This is a genomic window from Methylomonas sp. 2F7 (assembly GCF_057126975.1).
The window spans coordinates 3151161-3175438 of record NZ_CP195203.1 but is presented as its reverse complement, the minus strand read 5'-3'; the positions used below and the strand labels follow the sequence as shown (position 1 = coordinate 3175438).

Annotated in this window: 23 protein-coding genes and 1 pseudogene; 13 read left to right on the top strand and 11 right to left on the bottom strand. The window is 52.3% G+C overall.

Translation table 11 applies throughout. From position 1 onward, the window contains the following. Positions 1 to 32: 32 nt before the first annotated feature. The 6 genes from hemH to ACR64Q_RS14125 form a co-directional block, all read right to left on the bottom strand. On the bottom strand, positions 33 to 1016 hold the full coding sequence (gene hemH, locus ACR64Q_RS14150) for a ferrochelatase (RefSeq protein WP_313732133.1): 984 nt from the start codon (positions 1014 to 1016) through the stop codon (positions 33 to 35). Between the two features lie 5 nt (positions 1017 to 1021). After that, positions 1022 to 1564 (bottom strand): GTP cyclohydrolase I FolE, encoded by a 543-nt coding sequence (gene folE / locus ACR64Q_RS14145; RefSeq protein ID WP_026601495.1) that lies wholly within the window; start codon positions 1562 to 1564, stop codon positions 1022 to 1024. Between the two features lie 39 nt (positions 1565 to 1603). Continuing rightward, complete coding sequence (gene dusA / locus ACR64Q_RS14140; RefSeq protein WP_313732134.1) at positions 1604 to 2608, bottom strand: tRNA dihydrouridine(20/20a) synthase DusA; 1005 nt, start codon at positions 2606 to 2608, stop codon at positions 1604 to 1606. Between the two features lie 130 nt (positions 2609 to 2738). Then, complete coding sequence (locus ACR64Q_RS14135; protein ID WP_020482620.1) at positions 2739 to 2912, bottom strand: hypothetical protein; 174 nt, start codon at positions 2910 to 2912, stop codon at positions 2739 to 2741. Between the two features lie 137 nt (positions 2913 to 3049). Further along, positions 3050 to 3358, bottom strand: a complete 309-nt coding sequence (locus tag ACR64Q_RS14130; protein ID WP_026601442.1) for a hypothetical protein — start codon at positions 3356 to 3358, stop codon at positions 3050 to 3052. A 225-nt stretch (positions 3359 to 3583) separates the two neighbouring features. Next, positions 3584 to 3772, bottom strand: a complete 189-nt coding sequence (locus ACR64Q_RS14125; protein WP_155931089.1) for a hypothetical protein — start codon at positions 3770 to 3772, stop codon at positions 3584 to 3586. Positions 3773 to 4488: 716 nt separating this feature from the next. Here ACR64Q_RS14125 and ACR64Q_RS14120 point away from each other — a divergent pair. The 4 genes from ACR64Q_RS14120 to ACR64Q_RS14105 are packed head-to-tail and all read left to right on the top strand — an operon-like array spanning position 4489 to position 10569. Further along, a complete protein-coding gene (locus ACR64Q_RS14120) occupies positions 4489 to 5640 on the top strand; it encodes a hypothetical protein (protein ID WP_155931088.1) in 1152 nt (383 codons plus the stop codon). Continuing rightward, a complete protein-coding gene (locus ACR64Q_RS14115) occupies positions 5637 to 6095 on the top strand; it encodes a hypothetical protein (RefSeq protein ID WP_026601440.1) in 459 nt (152 codons plus the stop codon). Before ACR64Q_RS14120 ends, ACR64Q_RS14115 begins: the two co-directional genes overlap by 4 nt. Next, on the top strand, positions 6092 to 8740 hold the full coding sequence (locus ACR64Q_RS14110; RefSeq protein WP_313732135.1) for a response regulator: 2649 nt from the start codon (positions 6092 to 6094) through the stop codon (positions 8738 to 8740). The genes ACR64Q_RS14115 and ACR64Q_RS14110 overlap by 4 nt, the downstream gene beginning before the upstream one ends. Before the next feature lie 44 nt (positions 8741 to 8784). Further along, complete coding sequence (locus tag ACR64Q_RS14105) at positions 8785 to 10569, top strand: sigma-54-dependent Fis family transcriptional regulator (RefSeq protein ID WP_313732136.1); 1785 nt, start codon at positions 8785 to 8787, stop codon at positions 10567 to 10569. A gap of 6 nt (positions 10570 to 10575) precedes the next feature. On the opposite strand, the gene lolA is transcribed toward ACR64Q_RS14105, so the two are convergent. Together lolA and mrcB are read right to left on the bottom strand one after the other, a co-directional pair. Further along, positions 10576 to 11202 carry an outer membrane lipoprotein periplasmic chaperone LolA gene (gene lolA, locus ACR64Q_RS14100; protein WP_020482613.1) on the bottom strand — a complete coding sequence of 209 codons (627 nt, stop codon included), beginning with the start codon at positions 11200 to 11202 and terminating at the stop codon, positions 10576 to 10578. Positions 11203 to 11204: 2 nt separating this feature from the next. Next, the gene (gene mrcB / locus ACR64Q_RS14095; RefSeq protein WP_313732137.1) at positions 11205 to 13532 is read right to left on the bottom strand and encodes a penicillin-binding protein 1B; all 2328 of its coding nucleotides are present in this window, start codon (positions 13530 to 13532) and stop codon (positions 11205 to 11207) included. Positions 13533 to 13691: 159 nt separating this feature from the next. Between mrcB and ACR64Q_RS14090 the strand changes: the two genes are divergently transcribed. Together ACR64Q_RS14090 and ACR64Q_RS14085 are read left to right on the top strand one after the other, a co-directional pair. After that, positions 13692 to 14933 carry a glutaredoxin family protein gene (locus tag ACR64Q_RS14090; RefSeq protein ID WP_313732138.1) on the top strand — a complete coding sequence of 414 codons (1242 nt, stop codon included), beginning with the start codon at positions 13692 to 13694 and terminating at the stop codon, positions 14931 to 14933. An 86-nt stretch (positions 14934 to 15019) separates the two neighbouring features. Beyond that, positions 15020 to 15289 carry a PilZ domain-containing protein gene (locus ACR64Q_RS14085; protein ID WP_313732139.1) on the top strand — a complete coding sequence of 90 codons (270 nt, stop codon included), beginning with the start codon at positions 15020 to 15022 and terminating at the stop codon, positions 15287 to 15289. On the opposite strand, the gene ACR64Q_RS14080 is transcribed toward ACR64Q_RS14085, so the two are convergent. Beyond that, positions 15290 to 15811: a putative metalloprotease CJM1_0395 family protein gene (locus ACR64Q_RS14080; protein WP_313732140.1), complete on the bottom strand. Its 522-nt coding sequence runs from the start codon at positions 15809 to 15811 to the stop codon at positions 15290 to 15292. A gap of 233 nt (positions 15812 to 16044) precedes the next feature. After that, positions 16045 to 17121 (bottom strand): tRNA epoxyqueuosine(34) reductase QueG, encoded by a 1077-nt coding sequence (gene queG, locus ACR64Q_RS14075; RefSeq protein ID WP_313732141.1) that lies wholly within the window; start codon positions 17119 to 17121, stop codon positions 16045 to 16047. Positions 17122 to 17447: 326 nt separating this feature from the next. Between queG and ACR64Q_RS14070 the strand changes: the two genes are divergently transcribed. From ACR64Q_RS14070 to ACR64Q_RS14045, 6 genes and pseudogenes are all read left to right on the top strand, one after another. Then, positions 17448 to 18143, top strand: coding sequence for a DUF3047 domain-containing protein (locus ACR64Q_RS14070; RefSeq protein ID WP_313732142.1), 696 nt, complete (start codon positions 17448 to 17450; stop codon positions 18141 to 18143). Between the two features lie 2 nt (positions 18144 to 18145). Then, positions 18146 to 19111 (top strand): arsenosugar biosynthesis radical SAM (seleno)protein ArsS, encoded by a 966-nt coding sequence (arsS, locus tag ACR64Q_RS14065; protein WP_313732143.1) that lies wholly within the window; start codon positions 18146 to 18148, stop codon positions 19109 to 19111. A 157-nt stretch (positions 19112 to 19268) separates the two neighbouring features. Beyond that, positions 19269 to 20445: pseudogene (locus ACR64Q_RS14060) on the top strand (IS3 family transposase). Positions 20446 to 20475: 30 nt separating this feature from the next. Next, positions 20476 to 20691, top strand: a complete 216-nt coding sequence (locus ACR64Q_RS14055; protein WP_313732144.1) for a hypothetical protein — start codon at positions 20476 to 20478, stop codon at positions 20689 to 20691. Between the two features lie 106 nt (positions 20692 to 20797). After that, entirely contained in the window at positions 20798 to 21028 is a 231-nt protein-coding gene (locus ACR64Q_RS14050) for a DUF2281 domain-containing protein (RefSeq protein WP_313732145.1), read from the top strand. Continuing rightward, positions 21025 to 21429 (top strand): type II toxin-antitoxin system VapC family toxin, encoded by a 405-nt coding sequence (locus ACR64Q_RS14045; RefSeq protein ID WP_313732146.1) that lies wholly within the window; start codon positions 21025 to 21027, stop codon positions 21427 to 21429. Before ACR64Q_RS14050 ends, ACR64Q_RS14045 begins: the two co-directional genes overlap by 4 nt. A gap of 298 nt (positions 21430 to 21727) precedes the next feature. Here the strand turns inward: ACR64Q_RS14045 and ACR64Q_RS14040 are convergent, their stop codons facing one another. Continuing rightward, positions 21728 to 21901 (bottom strand): hypothetical protein, encoded by a 174-nt coding sequence (locus tag ACR64Q_RS14040; RefSeq protein ID WP_155931087.1) that lies wholly within the window; start codon positions 21899 to 21901, stop codon positions 21728 to 21730. Between the two features lie 225 nt (positions 21902 to 22126). Here ACR64Q_RS14040 and ACR64Q_RS14035 point away from each other — a divergent pair, with 225 nt between their 5' ends. Beyond that, positions 22127 to 24277 carry an FAD-dependent oxidoreductase gene (locus ACR64Q_RS14035; RefSeq protein WP_313732148.1) on the top strand — a complete coding sequence of 717 codons (2151 nt, stop codon included), beginning with the start codon at positions 22127 to 22129 and terminating at the stop codon, positions 24275 to 24277. Position 24278: the final 1 nt, after the last annotated feature.

Here is a 24278-nt window from a genome sequence, read left to right as displayed (position 1 = left end):
ATTACCCCCGGTTTTTATGTGCCGCGCTTTATTTAGTGCACGGTTTTGATTAAATCAAGCATCACCTCGACATGTGCATAGCTGTCGTTTAAACACGGAATATAACGATATGTCTCGCCGCCGGCTTCCAGAAAAATCTCCTGGTTGGCGATGGCTATTTCTTCCAGTGTTTCCAGACAGTCTACCGAGAATCCCGGACAAATCACGTCCACGTTTTTGATGCCTAGTTGCGGCAATTCCTGCAACACTTCCACGCAATAAGGTTTCAGCCATTCCGCTTTGCCGAAACGCGATTGAAATACCAATTTCCATTGTTGGTCATTCAGTCCCAATTGCTCGGCGAGCAGGCGACCGGTGGTTTGGCATTGATAGAAATAGGGGTCGCCCCATTCGGTCAGCTTAGCCGGCAAGCCGTGAAATGACAGCAACAGCAATTCAGCTTGGCCATTGGCTTGCCAATGCTGGCGCACCGATTGCGCCAAGGCTTCGATGTAACTGGGGTGTTCATGAAAATCGCTGATGAAATGCAGGCCAGGCATGTGCCGCCAACTGACAAATTCCTCGGCCACCACGTCGAAAATCGAGGCGGTGGTGGTGGAGGAATACTGCGGATACAAGGGCAGAATGACGATCTCGTGGACACCTTGTTTCTGAAAGTTTTGCAGCTTTTCCCGCAAGGCTGGTTTGCCGTAGCGCATCGCGCAATCGATGACTAGATTGGAGCCGTCTACGCCCGCAAAACCTTGCAACTTGGCGGTCAGCATTTCGGTGAATACGATCAACGGCGAGCCTTGTTCGGTCCAGATTGATTGATAGGCATGCGCCGATTTTTTGGGGCGAAATGGCAGCACGAACAGATTCAAAATCAGCCACCATAAGGGTCTGGGCAGATTGACCACGCGTGGGTCGCCGAGAAATTCGCGCAGGAAGCGGCGCACATCGCCGGTTTTAGGGGAGGCGGGCGATCCTAGATTGACCAGTAAGACCCCAACTTTTTTCGCGCTTGTGTCGGTCATGTTTTTCAGCGGTTAATGAGGTTGAGGAATTCGGAACGGGTACTGATTTCTTCTCGAAAAATACCCAGCATCACCGAGGTAGTCATCACCGAGTTTTGTTTTTCCACGCCGCGCATCATCATGCACAAATGCTTCGCTTCGATGACCACCGCTACGCCGCGGGCGTCGATGGCTGTTTCTACCGCCTTGGCGATTTGCCGAGTCAATTGTTCCTGGATTTGCAGGCGGCGACCGTACATATCAACGATCCGTGCCAGTTTGGACAGGCCTAAGACTTTGCCTTTTGGTAGGTATCCGATGTGGCATTTGCCGATGAAAGGCAATAGATGATGCTCGCATAGCGAGTAAAGCTCGATGTCTTTTACGATCACCATATCCTCGGTGTCCGCTTGAAATATCGCGCCGTTCAGTACCTCTTCCAGGGTTTTATCGTAACCGTTATTCAGAAATTTAAAGGCTTTCGCGGCCCGTTTCGGCGTGTCCCGCAAACCTTCCCGATTCACGTCTTCGCCTATTGCCTGAATGATTTTGGAGAAATATTCTTCCATTGCCGCCCCCGAGTAAAAAAATGTCGTGAGTATACAGCATCAAACTGTAAATTCTAAGGCGTCCAAAATCACCTGACTGCCGGCTCCAAAACGAGTAGCGTTTTCGCTGAGATGGCGGCGCCAGGCCCGCGCGCCATCGACACCATGAAATAGTCCTAGCATATGCCGGCTAATGCAATGCACTCTCACGCCTTGTTGTAATTGCTGCTCTATATAAGGTAGCAGGGCTAATACCGTTTCTTGCCGCGATGGGATTGGATGCTCGTCGTTAAACAAGCGTTGGTCTACTTCCGCTAGTAAATACGGATTGTGATAAACCTCCCGGCCCAGCATTACCCCGTCAACTTGCGTCAATAGTTCCAGCGAGCTATCCAAGGATTCGATGCCGCCGTTGATAACTATATTAAGCGCCGGAAAATCTTGCTTCAATTGCAACACCACGTCATAACGCAGTGGCGGTACGTCACGATTTTGCTTGGGTGACAGGCCGGATAGCCAGGCTTTGCGGGCATGCACGATAAACGTCTGGCAACCCGCCGCCGCTACAGTATTTATAAAGTGTGTTAGTTCTGCGTAAGAATCGCGATCATCGATACCGATGCGCGATTTCACCGTTACCGGTATAGACACGGCTTGCCGCATCGCTGCCACGCATTGGGCCACCAAATCGGGTTCGGCCATCAAACAGGCGCCGAAGCGGCCATTTTGCACCCGGTCGCTAGGGCAGCCGACATTTAAATTGATCTCGTCGTAGCCATAGTCGGCGGCAATTTTTGCGCACTCTGCTAAATCCGCTGGATTGCTGCCGCCTAGTTGTAAAGCCAGCGGGTGTTCTGCTGAGCTGAACTGTAAATGCCGATCGCGGTTGCCAAATAATATGGCGCCGGTGGTGACCATTTCGCTGTACAGCAAGGCATGTCGGGATAAGGTTCGATGGAAATACCGACAATGTCGGTCAGTCCAATCCAGCATGGGGGCTACAGAGAATCGGCAGTCTAGGTTTTTGTCAGCTTTGGGCCGGATATGGTCGCGGTCAGCGGTCATCGATGGTTAAAGTGGTTGGGAAGTTCAATGTCATTCTGCGGCCCTATTATACTGCGCCGGGCTGATTAACAATCGCTGTATAAAAGACGGCTGTGATGGAGTAAGAATGAAGCGAAAGGATAGGAGAATATCAGCTGGCTTTATCGTTATAGATTTTGTCCACTAGCTCTTTAAACCAACGCGGCCTGAAAATCACTACGTATAAACCGATGCTGCTGGTAATCGGGATGGGGCCGATGCTAAACAGCATAAACACGATAAAGACAATCGCACATTTGATTCTGGTCAGGCTGGTCGGATGCATATTGGCCCGCTGCTATTCAGAGCAAAAAAATCCTCGGTGGCGTTTTGACACAGCCTTGTCGAGTTGCTTGGGTTCGGGATGACTATTTGGGTTGTCCGCGCGGACATTTCAATACTATACAGATAGCCGATAAACGCTCATTTGTATTGTTTGCTCGCTTTGTTTTCTGTCAGGCTACCGGCGCATTGGCTGTAAGCTTGTTTGGTATGAAAATGATGGAGCGAATTACTGACCGGCTGGACCAAAGGGCGAGTGCCGGGTTTAAGCGGGCGTGAGGCAAGCGCGTTAATTGTATCCATACTGCCCATGCATTGCTTGTGCTTCGGGATGGTGGCGGCGGGGGCGTTTTGGGTGGCCAGAAATACGCCGATAATGATTAGCACGAAGCTTATGCCGCAACGCTTCAGTTCGCGTACGCAGGTTTTCAGTATTTCTTCTGAATTCATAGTGTGTCTCCTTATGTTGGGGTTATAAAAACTTAGCGAGCTGACCTTTTTGATGCGCAAACAGCTGCGCATTTTGTGGGATTCGCGCCAATCGGTTCGCTGCGACCGGCAAAGACGTTGAATAACGACGCTATTTCGCGACCCGGTTGAATGTGGTCCCAAGCCTAACGATAGTTATCGGCAGTCTTTTATTGTGGTGCGGCCAGCCTTATAGCAAGGCAATGCTTAAACCAATCTGAAGTGAATTTTTGCCACGCGATTTTTTGCATGTATTTCTTGGTGCATTTCTAATGCTTCGCTACGCATGTGGTCGCAAAATGCACAGAGGCCTTCGTGGGCGGTATGTGATTTTTCATGGGCTGACAATAAGTCGCCGCACCGTTTGCAACGAGTAATCTGCTGGAGTGTTTTCATGGTGATCGCCTCGTAATCGGAATGTGTGAAAATAATGCGCTATGAGTTTGTTCGGTATCCGGCTCTTTGTAATTGCAGAGCTACGCTACACATCGCAAAACCAATGCCACTAGAAAATCGGGTGCGCCGTAATTATTCTAAGTAATTGTTTATGCATTATTTTATGGGCTGATCATTCTGAAAAATAGTGAAAAAATGCACAAGAAATTGTTGATTTCAGCACTAAATATCGTATCGCTTACGAAATGTCGTACAAGGTATGCGGAAGAGTCAATGATCCAGGGGCGGTAGAGGCTTTTGCAGGTTGTTGCTCAATTAAAAGTCGGTATAAAGCTTTGGGTGTATGGGGATCTCGCCAGCGCCGAAGCGAGGATTTTTAGGCGGCGAGGGTGTAAATGGTGGATGGCTAAATCGCCATCGAACTGGTTTTATTGACTCCGCCCCTAAATATCGCCGCTTCGGCGCTGGCGAGAGCCCCGCGCCTATATGGGATTCTCTGCGTGGTCTAACGGCGTCGCGGGAATGACGATTCCAAGGAATTTACAGGCCGGGTTAATAGAAAATCCAACCGGTCTTTAGTCATGCTGCTCAGGCGTTTTACCGGAGGTTAAGTTTTGACGAAATATCGTCAACCATTCAAAAATATGTGATACATTTCGCTTTAAACGTATCGGGAGGATATTCCCATTTAACTAGGTAGTGTAGGTGTCCTACCGATGAAATGCTTGAGAGTCAGCATGCGGCAACGATACTATCCGTCCATACTCAAAACGCTAAACGGCGCTATCGTTTCTTGTGTCTGCGCACTCGCCAACCTAGTGCCTGTCACAGCTGTTGCCGCGGGCCATATGGGACATATGTCCAGCCATGGCGCCACCGGGCTACCGGGTGACTTATTATTGTTTCCGGCCTTGACCGGTATCGTGCGTTTCGATCAAGAGCCTCAAAAAAAGCTCAGTAATAGCGACGTTATCCCCGAAATTAACGTGTTTTACACCACCGACTATCAGCGCTTTCGGTTTCTCGGCGAATGGCTGGTCAGCACCAAAACCCATAATCTGGAAAGATTCCAATTAGGCATGCACGTCGGGGACGAAGCCACTCTCTGGCTTGGCCGCTTTCACAACCCGATCGGTTACTGGAACATGCAGTTCCACCACGGCGCGTTTCTGCAAACCACTATCAGTAGACCCGGTATTATGGCGTTCGAAACGGCCGGCGGCGTGATACCCAATCATTTGACCGGATTTTTATGGGAAGGCGTTCATGATTTGGGTGAGGGCGGCCTGTATTACACGGTTGGAGCGGGTGCGGGCCCGCAAATTAATAAAGGTTTGGAAGCGTTCAATCTGGTGGAGCCGGGAGGTTCCCGTCGACCCGGTGTGTCGTTTCGGCTGGGCTATCAACCCATCAGCTTCGGTGTCGACGAATTTGGTATTTCCGGAGCGTATAACCAAATTCGCTCCGATGAGCCCGCCGTTAGAAACGTCAGTCAATTCGTCGCCAGTGCCTACGCCAATAAACAAATCCAAGCAGTGCGGCTACTAAGCGAAATTGTCTATGTGAACAATACCTTGGAAAGTCCGTTGGGCGGCAAAACCCACGACGATTTTCTCAGTACTTACGGGCAAGTCGAATGGGACCTCAATCCGGCCTGGACTTTGGTCGGGCGCGTCGAAGGCACTTTTGGCGGCAAGGACGATCCCTACCTGGCGATGTTTCCCAAATATGTCGAGGACAGGTTTCTCGGTGGCATACGCTACAAACTCAACCACACGAATGCCTTAAAGCTTGAAGCCTCGCGCGATCATTTGCGCGACGATCATTTCGGGCAAGTGATGTTTCAATGGAGCGCGGTGTTTCCATGAACTTGCTTCGCGGGCTTTGCATCGTTGGTTTGCTATTGCTGCTTGGAGCGCAGAGCCTATGGGCTATCACTCGCCATTCTCTGGTATTGGCCACCAGCGCCAACTCGTCGATACCGGCTTTAACCGTGCAAGAGGCCAGAAAATTGTTTCTTGGCGTACCGCTGGAAAAGGGCGGTGAACATCCCGTGCCCTTACTGAACATCAGCGATCCGTTAATTTTCGAAGTATTTCTGCAAAAAGTGGCCTTCATGTCGGCGAATGCCTATGAAAGCCAAACCATATCGGTGGTTTTCCGCCTCGGCGGTAAACGTCCGGAGAGTTTTAACGATCTGAAGAGCTTGGTCGATACGCTGCAACAGAATCCGGGCACGGTGACCTATTTGTGGGAAGATCAAGTTCGGTCCAATCAAGGCCTTAAAGCGGTGAATGTGTTATGGCAGGGAGCCCTGGAATGAGTCGATTTTTTCATAGTTTTAACGGCCGAATGATTCTGGCTGTTGTCGGCATTCATTTACTGCTGGTGCCGGTGTTGTTGTTCGGCATTTATCGGGTGATTAAACCCAGTTTGGAAGCGCAGTTTGTCAATTACGTCCGCTCCGATGCCTTGCTGTTCAGTAATCTGGTTACGCCGAGGCTGGAGCATAGCAAGGCCGGCGAATTGCAAGGCTTGTTAGGCGAATTTCTGTTAAATGGCCGTTTGGCGTTTGCGGAAATCGCCACCGAGCGCGGCAATATTCGCGCCGACATCGAACTGAACGCTCAGCAGCAATTTCAGGAAGATTTTTTCTTCGGCGAGCACGACGACGATATTTATTTTCTGGCTGTACCGATTCTAAATCCGGAAGACGGCTCGCTGGCGATGTTAAGGCTGGGCTACGACGAACGGCAGATTCAACGCGACATCGCCACCATCTATCAGCGTAGCGCCTATTTTGTGGCGGTTTACATGGGCTTGACGCTGTTGGTGGTTGGACTGTTCGGGCGCAAACTGGTCATGCCGCTGGAACGCTTGCGCGACGAAGCCGAACAAATCGCTGCCGGCAATCACACCGGGCAATTTAATTCCGGCACCAAGATTACCGAAGTGGCGGCGTTGGCCGAGCATTTGGAAAAAATGCGCCAAGCCTTGCTTTCCGCCCGCGACGCGGCGTTGCAGGCAGCCGGTGCGAAGAGCGAGTTTCTGGCGAATATGAGCCACGAAATCCGCACGCCGATGAACGGTATCATTGGCATGATAGGCTTGGCCTTGCGCACCGAACTCACCCCGCAGCAGCGCGAGTTTCTGGGGATGGCGAACAGCTCGGCGGATGCTTTGCTGCGCATAGTCAACGATATTTTGGATTTCTCCAAGATCGAGGCGCGTAAGCTCGAACTCGATCATGCACCGTTTAAAGTCCGTGAAAGCCTCGGCGACACATTAAAACTGCTGGCCGGCCACGCCCATGAAAAAGACCTGGAACTGATGCTGCGTATCGATCCGGAAACCCCGGACGATTTGCTTGGCGATGTTGGCCGCTTGAATCAGGTAATCATCAATTTGGTCGGCAATGCCATCAAATTTACCCAGCACGGCGAAATCGTGGTGCAGGTCAAGCCTGAATCGGTCGACGAAAATAAAGTTTGTCTGCAGATTGCAGTCAGCGATACGGGCATTGGCATTTCCCCCGATAAACAGCAGTTAATTTTCGAAGCTTTTGCGCAAATAGACGCGTCTTCCACCCGTAAATTCGGCGGTACCGGCTTGGGATTGTCGATTTCTTCGCGCCTGGTCGAGTTGATGGGTGGGCATTTATCGTTGGAAAGCGAGGAACATAAAGGCAGCACTTTTTTCTTTACCGCCGTGTTTGACCGGCACACTAAAAGTGAGTTGGATGCGCCTTTCCAACCGCTGATAGACGTCAAAAACCTGCCGGTGTTGATCGTGGACGACAATGCCATCAATTTACGAGTGTTCTCGGAAATCTTGAATCATTGGGGCATGCGGCCGACTACCGTCGATAGTGGTGAGGCCGCCATCGCCGCATTGCGGAATATGGCGGAAACCGGGGAAGCCTATGCCTTGATTTTGCTCGATGCGATGATGCCGATCATGGACGGTTTTATGGTGGCGCAAGCCATCAGAGAGGATCAACGCTTCGAGCCGGTGACCATCATGATGTTGTCGTCTGCCGACCGTCCGGACGATTGCGAACGTTGCCACGATTTGGGCATTAATCTGTACGTGCGTAAACCGGTCAAACATTCGGAATTGTGGAATGCCATTCAATCGGCGTTGGGTAAATCCGCCAAAGCCTCTGAAGCCTCGCTCACAGTATTGGCCGAGCCGCCTCGTAAATTAAGAATTTTGTTGGCGGAAGATAATCCGGTTAACCAATACATGGCGGTGGTGTTGCTGGAAGAGCGCGGCCATACCGTCAAGGTGGCCAACAACGGCCGGGAAGTGCTGGATATATTGGCTACCGATACTTTGTTCGATCTGATCTTAATGGACGTCCAAATGCCGGTAATGGATGGTTTTCAGGCTACCGAAGCGATTCGGGCCGGCGAGCGCGAGACGGGTAAACATATGCGGATTATCGCGATGACCGCACACGCCCTGAAAGGTGATAAGGAACGCTGTTTAGCCGTTGGCATGGACGATTACATCGCCAAACCGGTGCAGGAGCAGGATTTGTTGGCAATGGTGGAGTGCTGGAATATGGCTGGAACAGAACAAACGGATAACAACAGCGTGGCGTCGGCGCTCTTGGCCGAGCCGGCACTGGATTGGCAACAAGCCTTAAATCGGGTGCGCGGCAGACAGCAGATGTTGTGCAAAATGATGACTTTATTCCAGGAACAGTCGGCGCCGCTTCTGAATGACATGGCCGATGCGATACAACGCCAGGATGCTGATTTATTGAGGCTATCCGCGCATACGCTAAAAAGCTCGGCCAACAGCATCGGCGCCTTCCCGTTCGGCAAGATCGCCCAGCAACTGGAGACGATGGGCCACGAGGCTGCCTTTGCTGATGCGGCCGCCAGTTACGAGTTACTGCAACAAGCCGGCATCCGGCTGGAGCCGGCAATTCAGGACTATTTGCACGAGTTTCAGGAATAATGCTGCCGCCGATGTTTTGGATAGCTTAAGTTAAGGAGATAGGCATGACTCATAAGCGCCAGCGCGATAAACCGTTAATCTTGATGTTGGACGACAATCCGGTCAACTTGGAAGAGTTGGCAGGCTTGGTCGATGAAGCCGGGTTTGACGTGTTGCGCGCGGAAACGGGAGAAATTGCCCTGGTCCAAGCCGTGGCCCAATTGCCCGACCTGATTTTGCTGGATGTGCTGATGCCGGGCATGGACGGCTTTACCGTTTGCCAGACCCTGAAAACCATTCCGACGACGCGCGATATTCCGGTGTTATTCATGACCGCCTTGGCGGATACCGCCGATAAATTAAAAGGTTTTCAAGTCGGGGCGGTCGATTACATCACCAAGCCGTTTCAGTACGAAGAAGTGCTTGCGCGTGTGCAAACCCACCTGACGCTGCAAAAGTTAAAGTTAGAGTTGCAAGAAAAAGAGCAGCGCCTGTCGCGGATTTTCGAGAATGCGATGGATGCGATTCTGACGCTGGATGAAGCCGGGCGGATCACCTTATTCAACAACGCAGCAGAACAGATGTTTCGTTGCAAAGCCGCCGACAACATCGGCCGGGCGGTGGATCGATTTTTGTCGCCCGAGCTTTACAAAACCCTGACTAATTTTCGCAACGGCGTACCGGCGGAGCAGGCGATTTGGGTCTCGGAAGGCATGAGCGCGGTGCGCGCCGATGAGAGCACTTTTCCTATCGAAGCTACCATTTCCCGCGTGGAAGCCATCGGCCAGAAACTGTATATCCTGATTTTGCGCGACATCAACGAACGCAAAGCCCGGCAACAGGCGGAAGCCGAATGCAATACCTTGCGCGGCATCAATCTATATCTACAAGAAGAGGTCTTGGCCAGCCGGGACGGCGAGGAATTGATTGGCAACTCCCCGGCATTGCATCAAGCCATGGATCTGGTCAGGCAGGTAGCTAATACCGACGCAACAGTCTTGATTACCGGAGAGACCGGTACCGGCAAGGAATTGATCGCCCGGGCGATTCACAATCTCAGTGCCCGCAAAGACAAGACTCTGGTGAAATTGAATTGCGCGACAATCCCGGAAAATCTGGCGGAAAGCGAGTTGTTCGGTCACGAGAAAGGCTCGTTTACCGGGGCGATTGCCCGCAAATTGGGACGTTTCGAACTCGCTAACGGCGGTACTTTGTTTCTGGATGAAATCGGCGAATTGCCGTTGGAGATGCAGGCCAAGTTGTTACGGGTTTTGCAAGAAGGCGAGTTCGAGCGGGTCGGTGGCACGCAAACCCTGACTTGTGATGTGCGGGTCATCGCCGCCACTCACCGGGATTTGGCGCAATTTTCTCAGCAAGGTAAATTTCGGGCCGACTTGTATTATCGTCTGAATGTCTTCCCCATCAATTTGCCGCCGCTGCGCGAGCGCAAGGAAGACGTGCCGTTTTTGGTGAAACATTTCATCGATAAGTACGCGGCAAAATTCGGCAAGAAAATCCAATCGATTCCGGAACGGATGATGGCCGATCTGCAAAGCTATTTCTGGCCCGGCAATATTCGCGAACTGCAACACATCATCGAGCGCGCGGTGATTTTAACCAAGGGCAGTCAACTGGCCGCCGTCGATTGCGTGAATGTGATGGGTGCCGGCGCACCGACCGCTGCACCTATCGTCACGCTGGACGAAGCCGAGCGCGCGCATATTTTGAAAGCGCTGGAAGCGACGTCCTGGCGAATTGCCGGAAATCAGGGGGCGGCGAAGATTTTGGGCGTGCCATCCACGACTTTGCGGTCGCGGATGGAAAAGCTGGGGATTAGTAAACCAGCCTGATACTGGTTAGTTTTCGAACACATCCACGCCTTTCGGCGCTTTGAAATTAAACAAGGCATCGTCCAGCTTGGGATTGAGCTGGATGTTGGAAAAATAAATCCGGGTTAATTGTCCGAAATTGTCGCTCAGTTCCATACCGCCCAATTGGTTGCCGTTCAGGCCGATCAAAATGTACTTGAACCCGCTTTCTTCATTCTTGGGCGATAGTTTCACCCAGTTCATCCCGTCGTCTTCTTTGCCTTGTTCCTGTAGGATAAACTTTTCCTCTATATCCACTTCGCCGGTCAACAACAGGGCGGGAGTGGAGCCTAGCGAATCGTCCAACTGTTTGACCGTCACCTGTTCCAAATCGGCATCGTAAAACCAGACTTTGCCGGCATTCGACACAATCTCTTGCACAAAGGGCTTTTGGTAGTTCCAACGAAATTTACCGGGTCGGCTTAGATAAAATTTGCCGAGGCTGTTTTGCGCCGGACGGCCGCTTTTATCGAAGCTGATTTGTTTAAAATCAGCCGATAAGGCAGCGCTACTGGCTAAAAAATTTTTCAGCCGAGTAATCGGCGCATCGTCGGCCCAGGCTGACTGGGCGGTGGCGATCAGGAAAATCAGAGCAAAAATGTGTTTAAGCAACATAGTTAAAAAGGGTTCAGGTTATTAAGCCAGCTTTCGCCGGATTCCGGACTTGCTCCGCAGTCGGCAAATTGGCTGGGTCCGGAGCCATCCACGAACGGCATCAATTTAGCGCCGGGGCAGCCTTCATTGCTGAGCAAGCCGCTGGCAGTATCTATCCAGGTCATCTGTACATTATCAGGCGGTACCAGGCTGACCGGCTTCTTCGACACTTGCCGCATCAGCTCGGACCAGATTTGCAAGGCGCCGGTTCCACCGGTCAAGCCGGTCGGTTTATTGTCGTCGCGGCCAACCCACACCACGGATAGAAAATCGCCGCTAAAACCGGCAAACCAGCTGTCGCGCAATTGATTGGTGGTGCCGGTTTTACCGACCAAGGCCATGTTTTGCGGCATATAGTTATACGCGGAATGGCCGGTGCCGGCGTACATCACTTCTTGCAAAATCGTGTTGGTAATAAAGGTGGCGGCAGGGTCGACCGCTTGACGCACGGTAAAAGGATAACTTTGCAGGGCTTTGCCGTCGGCGGCGTTTACCGCGCGGATCGAGCGCAGCGGCGTGGCAAAACCGTCGCCGGCCAGGGTTTGGTAAAGCTGCGTGACTTCCAGCGGCGTCAAAGGTTGCGCGCCCAACAGGAAGGACGGAAACAAATCCACCGGCCGGCTGACCCCCATGCTTTTTAAGGTGTTGGCGACTTTGGCCAAGCCAATGTCCATGCCAATCCGCACCGTCGCCATATTGTAGGAGTGGGTGAGGGCGCTATGCAGCGGCACGATGCCGTGTTCCTGATTGTCGTAATTGTCCGGCGACCAGGTTTTGCCTCTTTCGGCTGGAATTTCCAGGCGGGTATCGCTGATCGGCGTGGCGATGGTGTAGCGGTCCGGGTATTCCAGTGCGGTCAAATAGACCACCGGTTTGATCAGCGAACCTATCGGCCGTACAGCGTCCAAAGCGCGATTGAATCCGGTGTCCTCGGCGTCGCGGCCACCGGCCAGTGCGACAATTTCGCCGCTATCGCGACGGGTTACAATGGCGGCGGTTTCCAGATCGTTACTTTTCGGGCTTCTCTCTAAATGCTTCAGTTTGCTGGCAATGGATTTTTCCAATGTGTCTTGGATGCGGGTATCCAAGGTGGTGACGATGCGCAGACCTTCCGAGGTCAGATCGTCTTCTTTATATTCCTGTTTCAGTTGGCGTTTCACCAGATCGATAAAACCCGGATAGCGATTGGCGGAGCGATGAATCACTGTCGCGACGCCAATGGGTTGTTTTTTGGCTTCGCTCAGTTGCTGCTCGTCGATAAAACCTTCAGTGTGCATCGCATCCAGCACGATGTTTCGGCGCTCTAAGGTGTGCTCAGGATTGCGGCGTGGATCGTACTCGGACGGTCCGCGTACCAAAGCCACCAAAGTGGCGACTTGATGCAGATTCAGGGTTTTTAAAGATTGACCGAAATAAAATTCGCTAGCCAAGCCAAAGCCATGCACTGCACTGGCGCCGTCCTGGCCCAGGAAAATTTCGTTCAAATAAGCTTCCAGAATTTCGTCCTTACTGTAGCGATATTCCAGAATAAACGACATCAACGCTTCCTTAAGCTTGCGACGCAGCGTACGTTTGGGATTCAGGAAAAAGTTTTTCACCAACTGCTGGGTGATGGTACTGCCGCCTTGCACCATGCCGCCGGCTTTCACGTTCGACCACATGGCGCGGACGATGCCCTTGGGCGAGATGCCGAAATGGTTGTAAAAATCTTTGTCCTCGGTAGACAGCAGGCCTTGCACCAGGGTTTGCGGCGCTTCGTCCAGTTTGATCAGAATCCGGTCTTCCTTGCGGGTCGGGTAAAAACTGCCGATTTGCACCGGGTCCATGCGCACGATAGCTAAGCTCTCGCCGGTGCCGGAGTCGGTAATACTGCCGATGCCGCCACTAGTGAAACTAACGCTGATTTTGCGGCTGTCCTGAGGCGTGTTGCCAAAATTGAAGGCGCGGGTACGGATATTGATCTGGCCGCCCTTGATGTAATACGAGCCTTCGCCAGCCAGTTGATTGTCCTGACGGTAATGCAATTCAAGCAATAAGTCTTCCAGGTTTTTGCTGGAGATTTCATAACCGGCGTACAACTCGACCGGGCTGGCATATACGCGGGCTGGAATGGACCAACGCTTGCCCTCGAATTGCTGACGCACCGTGTAATCTAGGTAGCTGACATACACCGCCAATACGAAAGCCCCAATTAGCACCAGCGAAACCAGCGAGCGTTTCAGCCATGATGCTTGGGGTTGCGATTTTCTGCGTCTAACGGTCGATTTGCTGCTTCTGGGTCGTCTAGGCATTAAGTCGGTATCTGATCTCGCCAGCAGCAGTTAGCGGCGGCTGTGTGAATGGGGCGAAAATGGCACCGGCTGGTTCGGCGCAGTTCATTTAACTTGTTATTATCTAATAAAATGCGTACTTCCGCACAGATTGCTGGAGTTATTGAGGAGGATAGGCGAGTGCTGATACTAAAACTGTTTCCGGAGTGCTTGGCTCAGCTACCGTCGATACTGATGCGTTTCGGTTTGGTGCTGGTGCTTGCGTTGGCAACCATGCCGACTGTCGGCGCGGTCGAAAACCGGGTTGATATTGAAGCCTTTGTGCGTAACGGTTGTCCGCATTGCCAACAAGCCGAACAATTTTTGGCGGACCTGCAAATCGAGCAACCCGATTTAAGAATCGTTATTCGCAATATCTCTGCCGAGCCGGCCGCTTTGGAACGATTGCAACAGATTGCCGAATCCCGGCAAGCCGGGCCAATCAGATTGCCGACATTTCTGGTGCGTGGCGAATATATCGTCGGTTATTCCGCAGAAGCTGGTAGTAGCGGTTTGATTAGGAATGCCTTGCTTGCCGGTGCGCCGCCGAATGAAGCGTCCGATGCGGAGGCCGGTAGCTGCGAAGTACAGGTCAGCGAGTCGTGCGACGTGCCGGTTAGCCAGCCGGCGCCGCCCGAACCGGACGTTTTTGCCGTGAATTTGTTCGGCCGGCGGATCGGTCTTGACGAGGTCGGCTTGCCGGCCTTCACGCTAGCCATGGGCTTGCTGGACGGCTTCAATCCCTGTTCGATATGGGTGTTGATTCTGATGATTTCGATGCTGGCGCCTATGCAAAACCGGCCCAGGATGTTGGCGGTGGCCGGCACGTTCATTGTGGTCGAAGGGTTGGCTTATTTCGTGTTTATGGCCGCCTGGTTGAATCTGTTTTTACTGATAGGCTTATCGCGGGCCTCGGAATTGGCTATTGCCGGCATTGCCGTGTTGGCCGGTGCGATCAATCTGAAAGATTTTTGGGCGTTTGGCGTGGGTGTTTCCCTGTCGATTCCCGCCGCCGCCAAACCCGGCATTTACAACCGGATCCGGCGGATCCTGCAAGCCGACAATTTGGCGGGCGCGATGTTGGGTGCCGTGGTGTTGGCTCTGTTGGTACAGATCGTTGAGTTGCTGTGTACCTCCGGATTTCCAGCCCTTTACACGCGCATACTCACCTTGCGGGAATTGAACGGCTTGGACTATTACGGTTATTTATTGTTGTACAATCTGGCCTATATGCTGGATGACGTCGTTGTGCTGGGTGTGGGGGTCGTGACACTGAGTCAGCGCCGCTTGCAGCAAAAAGAAGGTCGTTGGCTGAAATTGCTTAGCGGCTTGGCGATGGTAAGTTTGGGATTGTATTTAATTATGCGCGGTTTAGGCGAGTAGATGGCAGGTTGGCGCGGGTCGCTAATTATCAGCGGTTGCCTTTATCACTACACTTGCGATAGAACCGAAACGAGATAGGAGAATTCGTGATTGATAACAAGCGCCGGCACCCGCGCCTAAAGCATCGTGCCAAAATTAAAATGACGGTGCCGGCTTCAGCGCAGGGTGTGGTTTTGGATATGCGGGATTTTTCCGAAACAGGCTTGTTTTTACTCTGTGCCAACGAATTGATCCCGCCGATAGGCGCGCTAGTGGAAGTGCAAACCACCGAATTTGACGATGCGCCGATACAAACGGCTATCGTGGTGAGGGTGGAGCCGGACGTAGGCTTCGGTCTGGAGTTTGCGCCGCGTTGATCAGGCGGTCAGGTCGAGGAGTTCGCCGTTACGGCTGGGTTGTTTTTGCGAATTTAACAATTCCCCGCGGGCTTTATTGGCCATAGCCGCAGCCTTGGCGGCGATGCTTTGATCCGGGCCTGATGGACTGGCCGGCGCTAATGCCGCGCGGCGGATAGTTTCCGCTTTACGCAGGGTGGCTTCCGGGTTACCGGAAACCTCCGAGACATCAATACTCACTTCACCGCCGGTAGCGTAACGTTGACCATCCGGCCCCGTCACAAAAGTAAAACGAGCCCCGCTGACGGCGATACCGCCGGCGGCACTTAAATGAGCTTGTTCGTGAGCTCGAACTTCCTGGTCGCGGGCTTTAAGCTCGGCAATTTGGCTTAGCTGTTCCGGACTGTATTGGCCGGATTGGGCGCTTCCGCTTTTCGCGGCTTGGGCGAGGGGTTCGGCAGACGCTTGTGCGCCGGTCGCGGCTAGGCTGCGGCCGGTCAGCCGATATAGCGAGGTTTGATTGGAAGAGGCGGTGACCAGCATGTTTGGCCTCGAGCGGATTCTGTTAGCTGGGTCTAAGAATACACCTTGACTTCATTTGACTTCAAGTAATCAAAGCATGTTTAGCCTGAGTTTTTGCGGTAAGGGGCGGCTATCAGTCTAGTGTGTTAATCTCTCGTACTCGCCATTTCTGGGGTTGTGGGCATCCCGTTTGTTAATTGCACTGGGCTCCTGCTTGTGCTGGAAAGACGATTATGAATTATCAGAAGTTCCCGCTAAATGCTCAGACTGGCCAATTTCTGCAAAGCCCATTGTGTATGCTCGCGGACCATCTCCGAATCGTTACTCAATCTGCCGCTCAATGCCGTCTTAGCCGCGTCGGTTGCTTTGCCATTACCCAGTGCCACGGCGATATTGCGCAGCCAACGCTGATGGCCGATGCGGCGAATGGCCGAGCCTTCGGTTTTTTGCAGAAATTCGGCTTCAGTCCAGCTAAATAATTCAAGCAAAGTCGCCTGATCCAAACGATGCCGGGGTTTGAAATCGCTTTCTGCGCTGAGTTTGGCGAAGCGATTCCACGGGCACACCAACTGGCAATCATCGCAACCGTAAATCCGATTGCCGAGCAAAGGCCGCAATTCCACCGGAATGCTGCCGTGCAATTCGATAGTTAAATAGGATACACAACGGCGGGCATCGACCTGATAGGGGCCGACGATGGCCTGCGTCGGGCAAATATCCAAACAAGCCCTGCATTGTCCGCAGTGGTTGCCGACTGGCTGATCGCTAGGTAAGGCCAAGTCGGTATAAATTTCCCCGAGAAAAAACCAGGAGCCGGCGCGGCGATTGATTAGATTGCTGTGCTTGCCTATCCAGCCCAAGCCGGCTTTCTCGGCGATGGCTTTTTCCAAAACCGGTGCGCTGTCGACAAACGCCCGATAGCCGAACGGACCAATCTCCTCGGCGATTTTGTCCGCCAGTTTTTGCAATCTATTCCGCAGCAGTTTGTGGTAATCGCGCCCCAAGGCATACCGGGATACGAAGGCGGCGGTCGGGTCGTCTAATAATTGCTTGCTGGTTGCCGATGCTTCCGGCAAATAATCCATTCGTGCCGAGATAATACTGCGCGTACCTTCCTGCAACAAAGCCGGCCGACTGCGTTTCAAACCGTGTGCGGCCATGTATTGCATCTCGCCGTTAAAGCCCTTATCCAGCCAGTTGTGCAGATGCTCTTCGGCGGTATTCAAATCCGTATCGCTGATACCAATCTGCTGAAATCCCAATTCCTCGCCCCAGTGCTTGATACGTTGGACAAGTGCTTTAAGATCTTCTGCTGGGGGGGGAGTGTTCAATTAGCAGCGCCTTGGGAAATAGTGGGGGACATTGTCGTGGTCTAATAAGGAAGGGCACCCGAAGAGGTTGATAAGCTAACCTTTTCAACCATGAAGATCAACCGCATCGGCGCTAGTTTTTGCTTATTCACCCGGCCCAGAATTAGGGCCGGGTGAATAATAGTGTGTCGCGCTCCAAGCGCTACATTACTTAAGTCACTTGTAACGAATCCACGTCAGTCACGACAGAGTGTGTAGAAAAACTAAGTTGGCTTGCCGCGCTCGTTTTATTATTGACTGGAAAGGCGTGGTGACATCCGCATCAAGTAAAACTTGGACGACCGACTATGACAATTCTCCTGTACCCGGCTCATATCAGCGCCAGATTGACATTGGTGACGCATAAACTATTGCTGTGCCTGGCAATTTTGCTGCCGCATCATCCAGTGATTGCCGATAATAAACTACCTATCGGCGAGTTCAGCCAGAATCGTCTGGAGGGCTGGGAACATAAAAGCTTTAAAGGCGAAACCCAATACCGATTGCAAACACTCGACGGCGTGACCGCGCTGGTGGCCGATAGCCACGCCGCCGGTTCCGGCCTGTTCAAGGCGCAACGGATCGACCTAACGCAAACGCCATTCCTGAACTGGTCGTGGCGCATCGGTAATCGTTTATCCGGCTTGAACGAACAAAGTAAGGTTGGTGATGATTATGCGGCGCGGGTGTACGTGGTGATCAGAGGCGGTCTGGCGTTTTGGCAAACCAAGGCCATCAATTATGTCTGGACCGGCAACAGCAAAAAGGACAGCGTCTGGCCGAATGCTTTTGCCGGCGATCATGCGATGATGATGGCTTTACGCGATCAGGAAGCACCTTTGAATGTCTGGGAACACGAAAAACGCAATGTCCGGGCCGATTTCAAGCAATTCTTCGGTGAAGACCTGTCCGCCATCGATGCCGTCGCCATCATGACCGATACCGACAACAGCGGCGGCCAAGTCTCCGCCGCTTATGGCGACATCTGGTTTTCCAAGGATTAAGCATGCACGATACGAAATCTTTGCTGGTCAACAGCGATTTCCCGGCTATTTTTCGCAAGCCATTGGAGATTTTGCAAATCAATCTGGGCTATCGATGCAACTTGAGCTGCGTGCATTGCCACGTCAACGCCGGCCCCAAACGTACCGAGATGATGAGTCGAGAGACTATCGATCAAGTGCTGGCGCTGGCCGAAACCGCCAACATTCACACGCTGGATTTAACCGGCGGCGCGCCGGAAATGCATGCCGATTTTCGATACTTGGTAAGAGCCGCGCGTGATCGAGGCATCGAGGTGATTGATCGTTGCAATCTGACCATTCTGGAAGACCCGGAATACGCCGATCTCGCGACGTTTCTGGCCGCGCAGCAGGTCAACATCGTCGCCTCCCTGCCGTGTTATCTGGAAGAAAATGTCGACAAACAACGCGGTAAAGGCGTGTTCAAAGACAGCCTGGCGGCCTTGCAGCGGCTGAATCGGCTGGGTTATGGCCAGCCGGACAGCGGACTGGAATTGAATTTGGTGTTCAACCCGCAAGACGCAGTGTTGCCGCCCGATCAACATAATCTGGAACTGGCCTACAAACAGCACTTGCAGCAACACTACGGTATCGTCTTCAACCGCCTGTTTGCCATCGCCAATATGCCGATTCAGCGTTTCGGTAGCGCCTTGGTCAGTCATGGCCGCTTCGAATCTTATCTGAGTTTATTGAAAAACAGTTTTCGCGCCGAGAACCTTGAAAATTTGATGTGCCTGAATACCCTCAGCATCGACTGGCAAGGCTATGTCTACGATTGCGATTTCAATCAGATGCTGGATTTGCCCTTGGGCGCCGTAACCAAACCCAAAACTCATATCAGCGAGTTGCACCTGCACCCACTGCAAGGCGCCCCCATCGCCACCGCCGCCCATTGTTACGGTTGCACGGCCGGCCAAGGCAGCAGTTGCCGCGGGGCTTTGGCCCGATGAATCATTCCTTTTCGGCAATTGCTTGACACATCGGACGGAACTGGCCGCCAAAGTTTTGAATTGTTGACGTCCAAATACCAGCGAAGCAACAAGATGATCTTGCCCGGATTTCACAGACATCCAGTTAAGAGATTATTCTCTGATCCTGAGGAGTCTTATGAAAACGAACAAACCTGAAACCGAAGCCACCAAACGCAATCGCTATACCCTTCAGTTTAAAGAGCAAGCCATCGATTGGGCGCAACGAGATGGTGTTCCGCAAGCAGCCAAGGATTTAGGCATTGCCCAATCGATGCTGTATGGCTGGCAATCTAAAAGCCGACATACAGGCCAATCCTTCGAAGATCAAAAGCAGCAACAAGCTGAACTTGCGCGACTCAAACGTGACAATGCGCGTCTGGAAGAAGAAGTCGCTTTTTTAAAAAAGGCGGCGGCGTATTTATGCCCTGTGGGTACTTTGCGAAACAGTCCCGGTGAGGTACGCCATGATTCAGCAACACGAACAGGAATTTTCGGTGGGTTTGATGTGCCGACTTTTATCGGTTTCCAGGAGCGGTTATTATCAATGGAAAAAGCGCCCACCGTCGAAACGCCACCAAATTCGCGAGGCATTGGCGGTCGAAGTGAAACGTATTTTTGAGGACGAAAAAAATCGTGTCGGTTCGCCCCGAATCGCCAAGCGATTGAACGACGAAGGGCACCGAGCCAGTCGACATGCTGTCGCCAAGATTATGAGAAGGCATGGCTGGCGAGCCAAAGCCGCTAAAAAATACAAAGCCACCACCAACAGTAATCACAGCTTACCGGTGGCGCCAAACCTATTGGCGCAGAACTTTGAGGCGACGGCTCCCGATCAAAAATGGGTATCCGACATTACCTATATCTGGACTGAGGAAGGCTGGCTGTATTTGGCTGTCGTCCTGGAATTGTATTCACGGCGCGTGATCGGTTGGGCCATTGCCGAACGAATGACCGCAACGCTCGTTTGTGATGCGTTGATCATGGCGCTCTGGCGACGCCATTTGCCCAAGGGCGTTATCGTTCACTCGGATCGCGGAAGTCAGTATTGTTCGGCGGCTTACCAAAAACTGCTCAAGAAACACCAGCTGGTTTGCAGCATGAGCAAGAAAGGCGATTGTTACGACAATGCCGCGATGGAAAGCTGGAACCACAGCTTAAAAGTCGAGGCGGTTCATGGCGAACGCTTTATGACTCGTGCAGAGGCCAAGCAACAGGTCTTCGACTATATCGAAGTGTATTACAATCGAAAACGGCTTCATTCCAAATTGGGCTATCTATCCCCTGAAGCTTTTGAACTTAAAAATGTCGCTTAGCAATGTGTCTGTGAAAAACGGGCGAGATCAATGGGTTACCGCAACCGATTGCATTATTCCAATCTACCCGGAAAACCGGAGTTTTGGAAAAAGAAACTTGCAGATAATCAGAGCAGAGATAGTAGGAATATTATCGACCTTAAGAAACTAGGTTGGAACGCTTTAGTTATTTGGGAGTGTCAAATTGGAGATTTACAGTCGCTGGCTGAAAACTTGCATTCTTACCTGCAAGCCAAAAATGAATAGTCTTTTTGAGAAAATGTAACTACATTTCTACGCCAACCTTCGGGAATGATAAAAAATTCGAATCCTGCAAACGCCTTATCGTGGCTACCATTAGGAGACCAATCAAATGAACATCGCCGACACCATTTACCAACACGTCAAAACCCTACCCCAAGACAGAGCGTTGGAAGTCCTGCATTTTGTCGAGTTTCTGGAATCAAAATCCGATTCAACAATCGAACCCGGCGCAAACGAGGCTGTGTTGAGTTTCCTGCAAAGCCTGCCGGTCGCCCAACGCAGCGACTCGGAAATTGACGCTGAATTTCAGGCCTTACGTGACGAATGGGATAGGCCATGAAGCTGTTTCTGGATGCTTGCAGCATCATTTATTTGATCGAATCTCAGCAAGAACAAGGCCGGAAAACCCGTGTGCTGGTTCATGAAGCACTGAAATCGAACGGACAACTGGTCGTATCGCGTTTGTCTTTTCTGGAATGTCGAGTATTGCCGTTGAAATCAAAAAACTCTGCATTGTTGGATTCTTATGACCGTTTTTTTTGGTTGCCGGGCTTGGAAGTGGTCGAACTTGATGCCAACGTTATCGACGTAGCCACCGAGTTGCGCGCCAATCATCCCGGTTCCTTACGCACACCCGATGCCATTCAACTGGCTTGCGCTATAACGTCCGGCGCCGATCAGTTTCTGACGGGCGATAAAAATTTGGCGGCTATTCAGGAAATTAAAGTCACTGTTGTTTGACCATCACCTAAATGCTGAAAATTTGAGCATAGGTTATCCTTTTAAACTTCAAAGACAACCGACAGCTTTTTGGCGATTTGGGCGGTTTTGACAATGTCCGCATTGCCAAATCAGCATATCCGCACGTTCCAGGTCTCGATCCAGTTCCTCCAAATCCTCCAACAATCCCCGTATTCCGGTACGAAAATCAGTCTGGAGCGGCTGCATAACCGCTGATGCTACTTTGCCGGAAGCACATTACCGCCGCGTTTGGGTGAGCTTTTGAGCCGATTACAGTTCGATGGACACGGCCAAGCTGCTAAGCGATAGCCATGCGTTTCAAATCTTTCCGGGCATAAAGACGTGTGCCGCCCTCGTTACGGTCGGGAGCGGCCAGTTCGCCGATTTTAAGAACATCGCGGTGTTTAGGCGGCAGGCGCATAATGAGCGACAAAATATAAGTAGACGTCGTATCGTGTAGGTATTGCGCCAACCGAATACAAATTCCGGCTCCCGGCAACCATTGCCGGTTGCTTGATCTACCGGATGGCGATGTTTATTAAATCAGGGTAAGTAGCGGTTCTGAGGCTTTTGTCAGGCATTACCGGCAAATGCGACTAACAGGCAAGCGCAATTGTATTTAAGGAACACAGATGTTTAGCCATTCGACATGCAAATACCCAACTAAACCTAGCCTGCCCGGAATCGGTAGTTCAGTATGAAAACCCCCAGAACATTATTATTGCTGGGTATTGCCGTATTGGTGGCGACGTTTTTTGCGCTGGATTTGCAGCATTATCTGACGCTGGAACATTTAAAAGCGCGGCAGACCGGTATCGCTTATTACCGTCAGTCTCACCCGGTACTGGCTATGGCACTGTATGCTGCGTTGTATATCGCGGTCACTGCGCTGTCATTACCGGGGGCGACGATATTGACACTGGCCGGCGGCGCGGTCTTCGGTGTGTTATGGGGAACCTTGATCGTCTCGTTTGCCTCCAGCATCGGCGCTACCCTGGCGTTTCTGGCCGCGCGTTTTATGTTGCGCGACTGGGTCAAATCCCGCTTCGGCAACCGCTTGCAGGCCATCGACGACGGCCTGAGCCGTGATGACGCATTCTATTTATTTACCTTGCGCCTGCTGCCCTTGTTTCCGTTTTTCATGATCAATTTGGTTATGGGGTTGACGCCGATCAAGACCCGCACCTTTTACTGGGTCAGCCAGGTCGGGATGTTGGCCGGCACACTGGTTTATGTCAATGCCGGCACCCAGTTGGCGAAAATCGATTCCCTATCCGGTATTCTCTCTCCTGCTTTGTTGGGTTCGTTTGCCTTGCTCGGTCTGTTTCCATTGGGGGCGAAGAAAATGCTCGAAGTCTTTCAACAACGCAAAGTCTACGCCGGCTGGACTAAACCCGACCGTTTCGACAACAATCTGATCGTGATCGGCGCCGGTGCCGGCGGTTTGGTGTCGGCCTATATTGCCGCCGCCGTCAAAGCTAAAGTGACGTTGATCGAAAAACACAAAATGGGCGGCGACTGCCTGAACACCGGCTGCGTGCCGTCGAAGGCGCTGATTCGCTCGGCAAAGCTGTTGTCGCAAATCAAGCGCGCCAAGGAATTCGGCATCGCCAAAGCCGAAGCCGAGTTTGATTTCGCCGAAGCGATGGAGCGGGTGCAGCGGGTGATAGAAACGATAGCGCCGCACGATTCCGTGGAGCGTTATACCGCGCTGGGCGTGGAAGTGATTGCAGGCAACGCCAAAATCGTCTCGCCCTGGACGGTGGAAGTCACGTCAGCCGACGGCGTCAAAACCATATCCAGCCGCGCTATCGTCATCGCCGTCGGCGCCCGACCGTTTGTGCCGTCGATTCCGGGCTTGGACAAAGTCGATTATCTGACTTCGGATAACGTCTGGAGCTTGCGCGAATTGCCCAAGCGCCTGCTGGTGCTGGGTGGCGGGCCGCTTGGCTGCGAACTGGCGCAAACCTTTAATCGCCTGGGTAGTCAGGTCACGCTGGTGGAAATGGCTCCGCGCCTGATGCTGCGGGAAGATGCGGATGTATCGGACATCGTCCGGGCCCGCTTCCAGGCGGAAGGCGTGGTGGTCAACGTCAATCACACCGCCAGGGAATTCATCGTCGAAAACGGCGAACACATTTTGCTGGCGGAAACTGACGGGCAAATCACCAGAATCCCGTTCGACAAAGTGTTGATCGCCATTGGCCGCACCGCCAATGTGACAGGCTATGGCGTCGACGAACTGGGCCTTGCCTTGTCGCCACGCAAAACCCTGGAAACCAACGCCTTTCAGGAAACTAATTATCCGAATATCTTCGCCGTCGGCGACGTGGCGGGGTCTTATCAATTTACCCACACCGCCGCGCATCAAGCCTGGTATGCGGCGGTCAACGCCTTGTTTGGGCAAGTCAAAAAGTTTCGCACCGATTATTCGGTGATTCCCTGGTCGACCTTTACCGACCCGGAAGTGGCGCGCGTTGGTTTGAACGAACAGGAAGCGCACACACAGAATATCGCTTACGAAGTATCGACCTACGCCATGGCCGATCTGGATCGGGCGATTGCCGACGGCGAAGCCCATGGCTTCGTCAAAGTGTTGACCGTGCCGGGTAAGGACAGGATTCTCGGCGTCACCATCGTCGGCGAACATGCCGGCGATTTGCTGGCGGAATTCGTGCTGGCGATGAAACACGGCATCGGTCTGAATAAGATTTTAGGCACCATACATATTTATCCAACCATGGCGGAAGCCAATAAATACGCGGCGGGCGTCTGGAAGCGCAATCACGCCCCCCAGGGGCTGTTGAAATGGCTGGGCCGTTATCACGCTTGGCGGCGCAAGGTTTAAG

Coding starts and splice junctions, on each gene's coding strand:
- lolA (WP_020482613.1), bottom strand. CDS start 11,202: ATGTTGCTTAAACACATTTTTGCTCTGATTTTCCTGATCGCCACCGCC.
- ACR64Q_RS14135 (WP_020482620.1), bottom strand. CDS start 2,912: ATGCATCCGACCAGCCTGACCAGAATCAAATGTGCGATTGTCTTTATC.
- mrcB (WP_313732137.1), bottom strand. CDS start 13,532: ATGCCTAGACGACCCAGAAGCAGCAAATCGACCGTTAGACGCAGAAAA.
- ACR64Q_RS14080 (WP_313732140.1), bottom strand. CDS start 15,811: ATGCTGGTCACCGCCTCTTCCAATCAAACCTCGCTATATCGGCTGACC.
- ACR64Q_RS14070 (WP_313732142.1), top strand. CDS start 17,448: ATGACAATTCTCCTGTACCCGGCTCATATCAGCGCCAGATTGACATTG.
- ACR64Q_RS14035 (WP_313732148.1), top strand. CDS start 22,127: ATGAAAACCCCCAGAACATTATTATTGCTGGGTATTGCCGTATTGGTG.
- arsS (WP_313732143.1), top strand. CDS start 18,146: ATGCACGATACGAAATCTTTGCTGGTCAACAGCGATTTCCCGGCTATT.
- ACR64Q_RS14115 (WP_026601440.1), top strand. CDS start 5,637: ATGAACTTGCTTCGCGGGCTTTGCATCGTTGGTTTGCTATTGCTGCTT.
- ACR64Q_RS14055 (WP_313732144.1), top strand. CDS start 20,476: ATGGGTTACCGCAACCGATTGCATTATTCCAATCTACCCGGAAAACCG.
- dusA (WP_313732134.1), bottom strand. CDS start 2,608: ATGACCGCTGACCGCGACCATATCCGGCCCAAAGCTGACAAAAACCTA.
- ACR64Q_RS14045 (WP_313732146.1), top strand. CDS start 21,025: ATGAAGCTGTTTCTGGATGCTTGCAGCATCATTTATTTGATCGAATCT.
- ACR64Q_RS14105 (WP_313732136.1), top strand. CDS start 8,785: ATGACTCATAAGCGCCAGCGCGATAAACCGTTAATCTTGATGTTGGAC.
- folE (WP_026601495.1), bottom strand. CDS start 1,564: ATGGAAGAATATTTCTCCAAAATCATTCAGGCAATAGGCGAAGACGTG.
- ACR64Q_RS14050 (WP_313732145.1), top strand. CDS start 20,798: ATGAACATCGCCGACACCATTTACCAACACGTCAAAACCCTACCCCAA.
- ACR64Q_RS14110 (WP_313732135.1), top strand. CDS start 6,092: ATGAGTCGATTTTTTCATAGTTTTAACGGCCGAATGATTCTGGCTGTT.
- ACR64Q_RS14125 (WP_155931089.1), bottom strand. CDS start 3,772: ATGAAAACACTCCAGCAGATTACTCGTTGCAAACGGTGCGGCGACTTA.
- hemH (WP_313732133.1), bottom strand. CDS start 1,016: ATGACCGACACAAGCGCGAAAAAAGTTGGGGTCTTACTGGTCAATCTA.
- ACR64Q_RS14120 (WP_155931088.1), top strand. CDS start 4,489: ATGAAATGCTTGAGAGTCAGCATGCGGCAACGATACTATCCGTCCATA.
- ACR64Q_RS14130 (WP_026601442.1), bottom strand. CDS start 3,358: ATGAATTCAGAAGAAATACTGAAAACCTGCGTACGCGAACTGAAGCGT.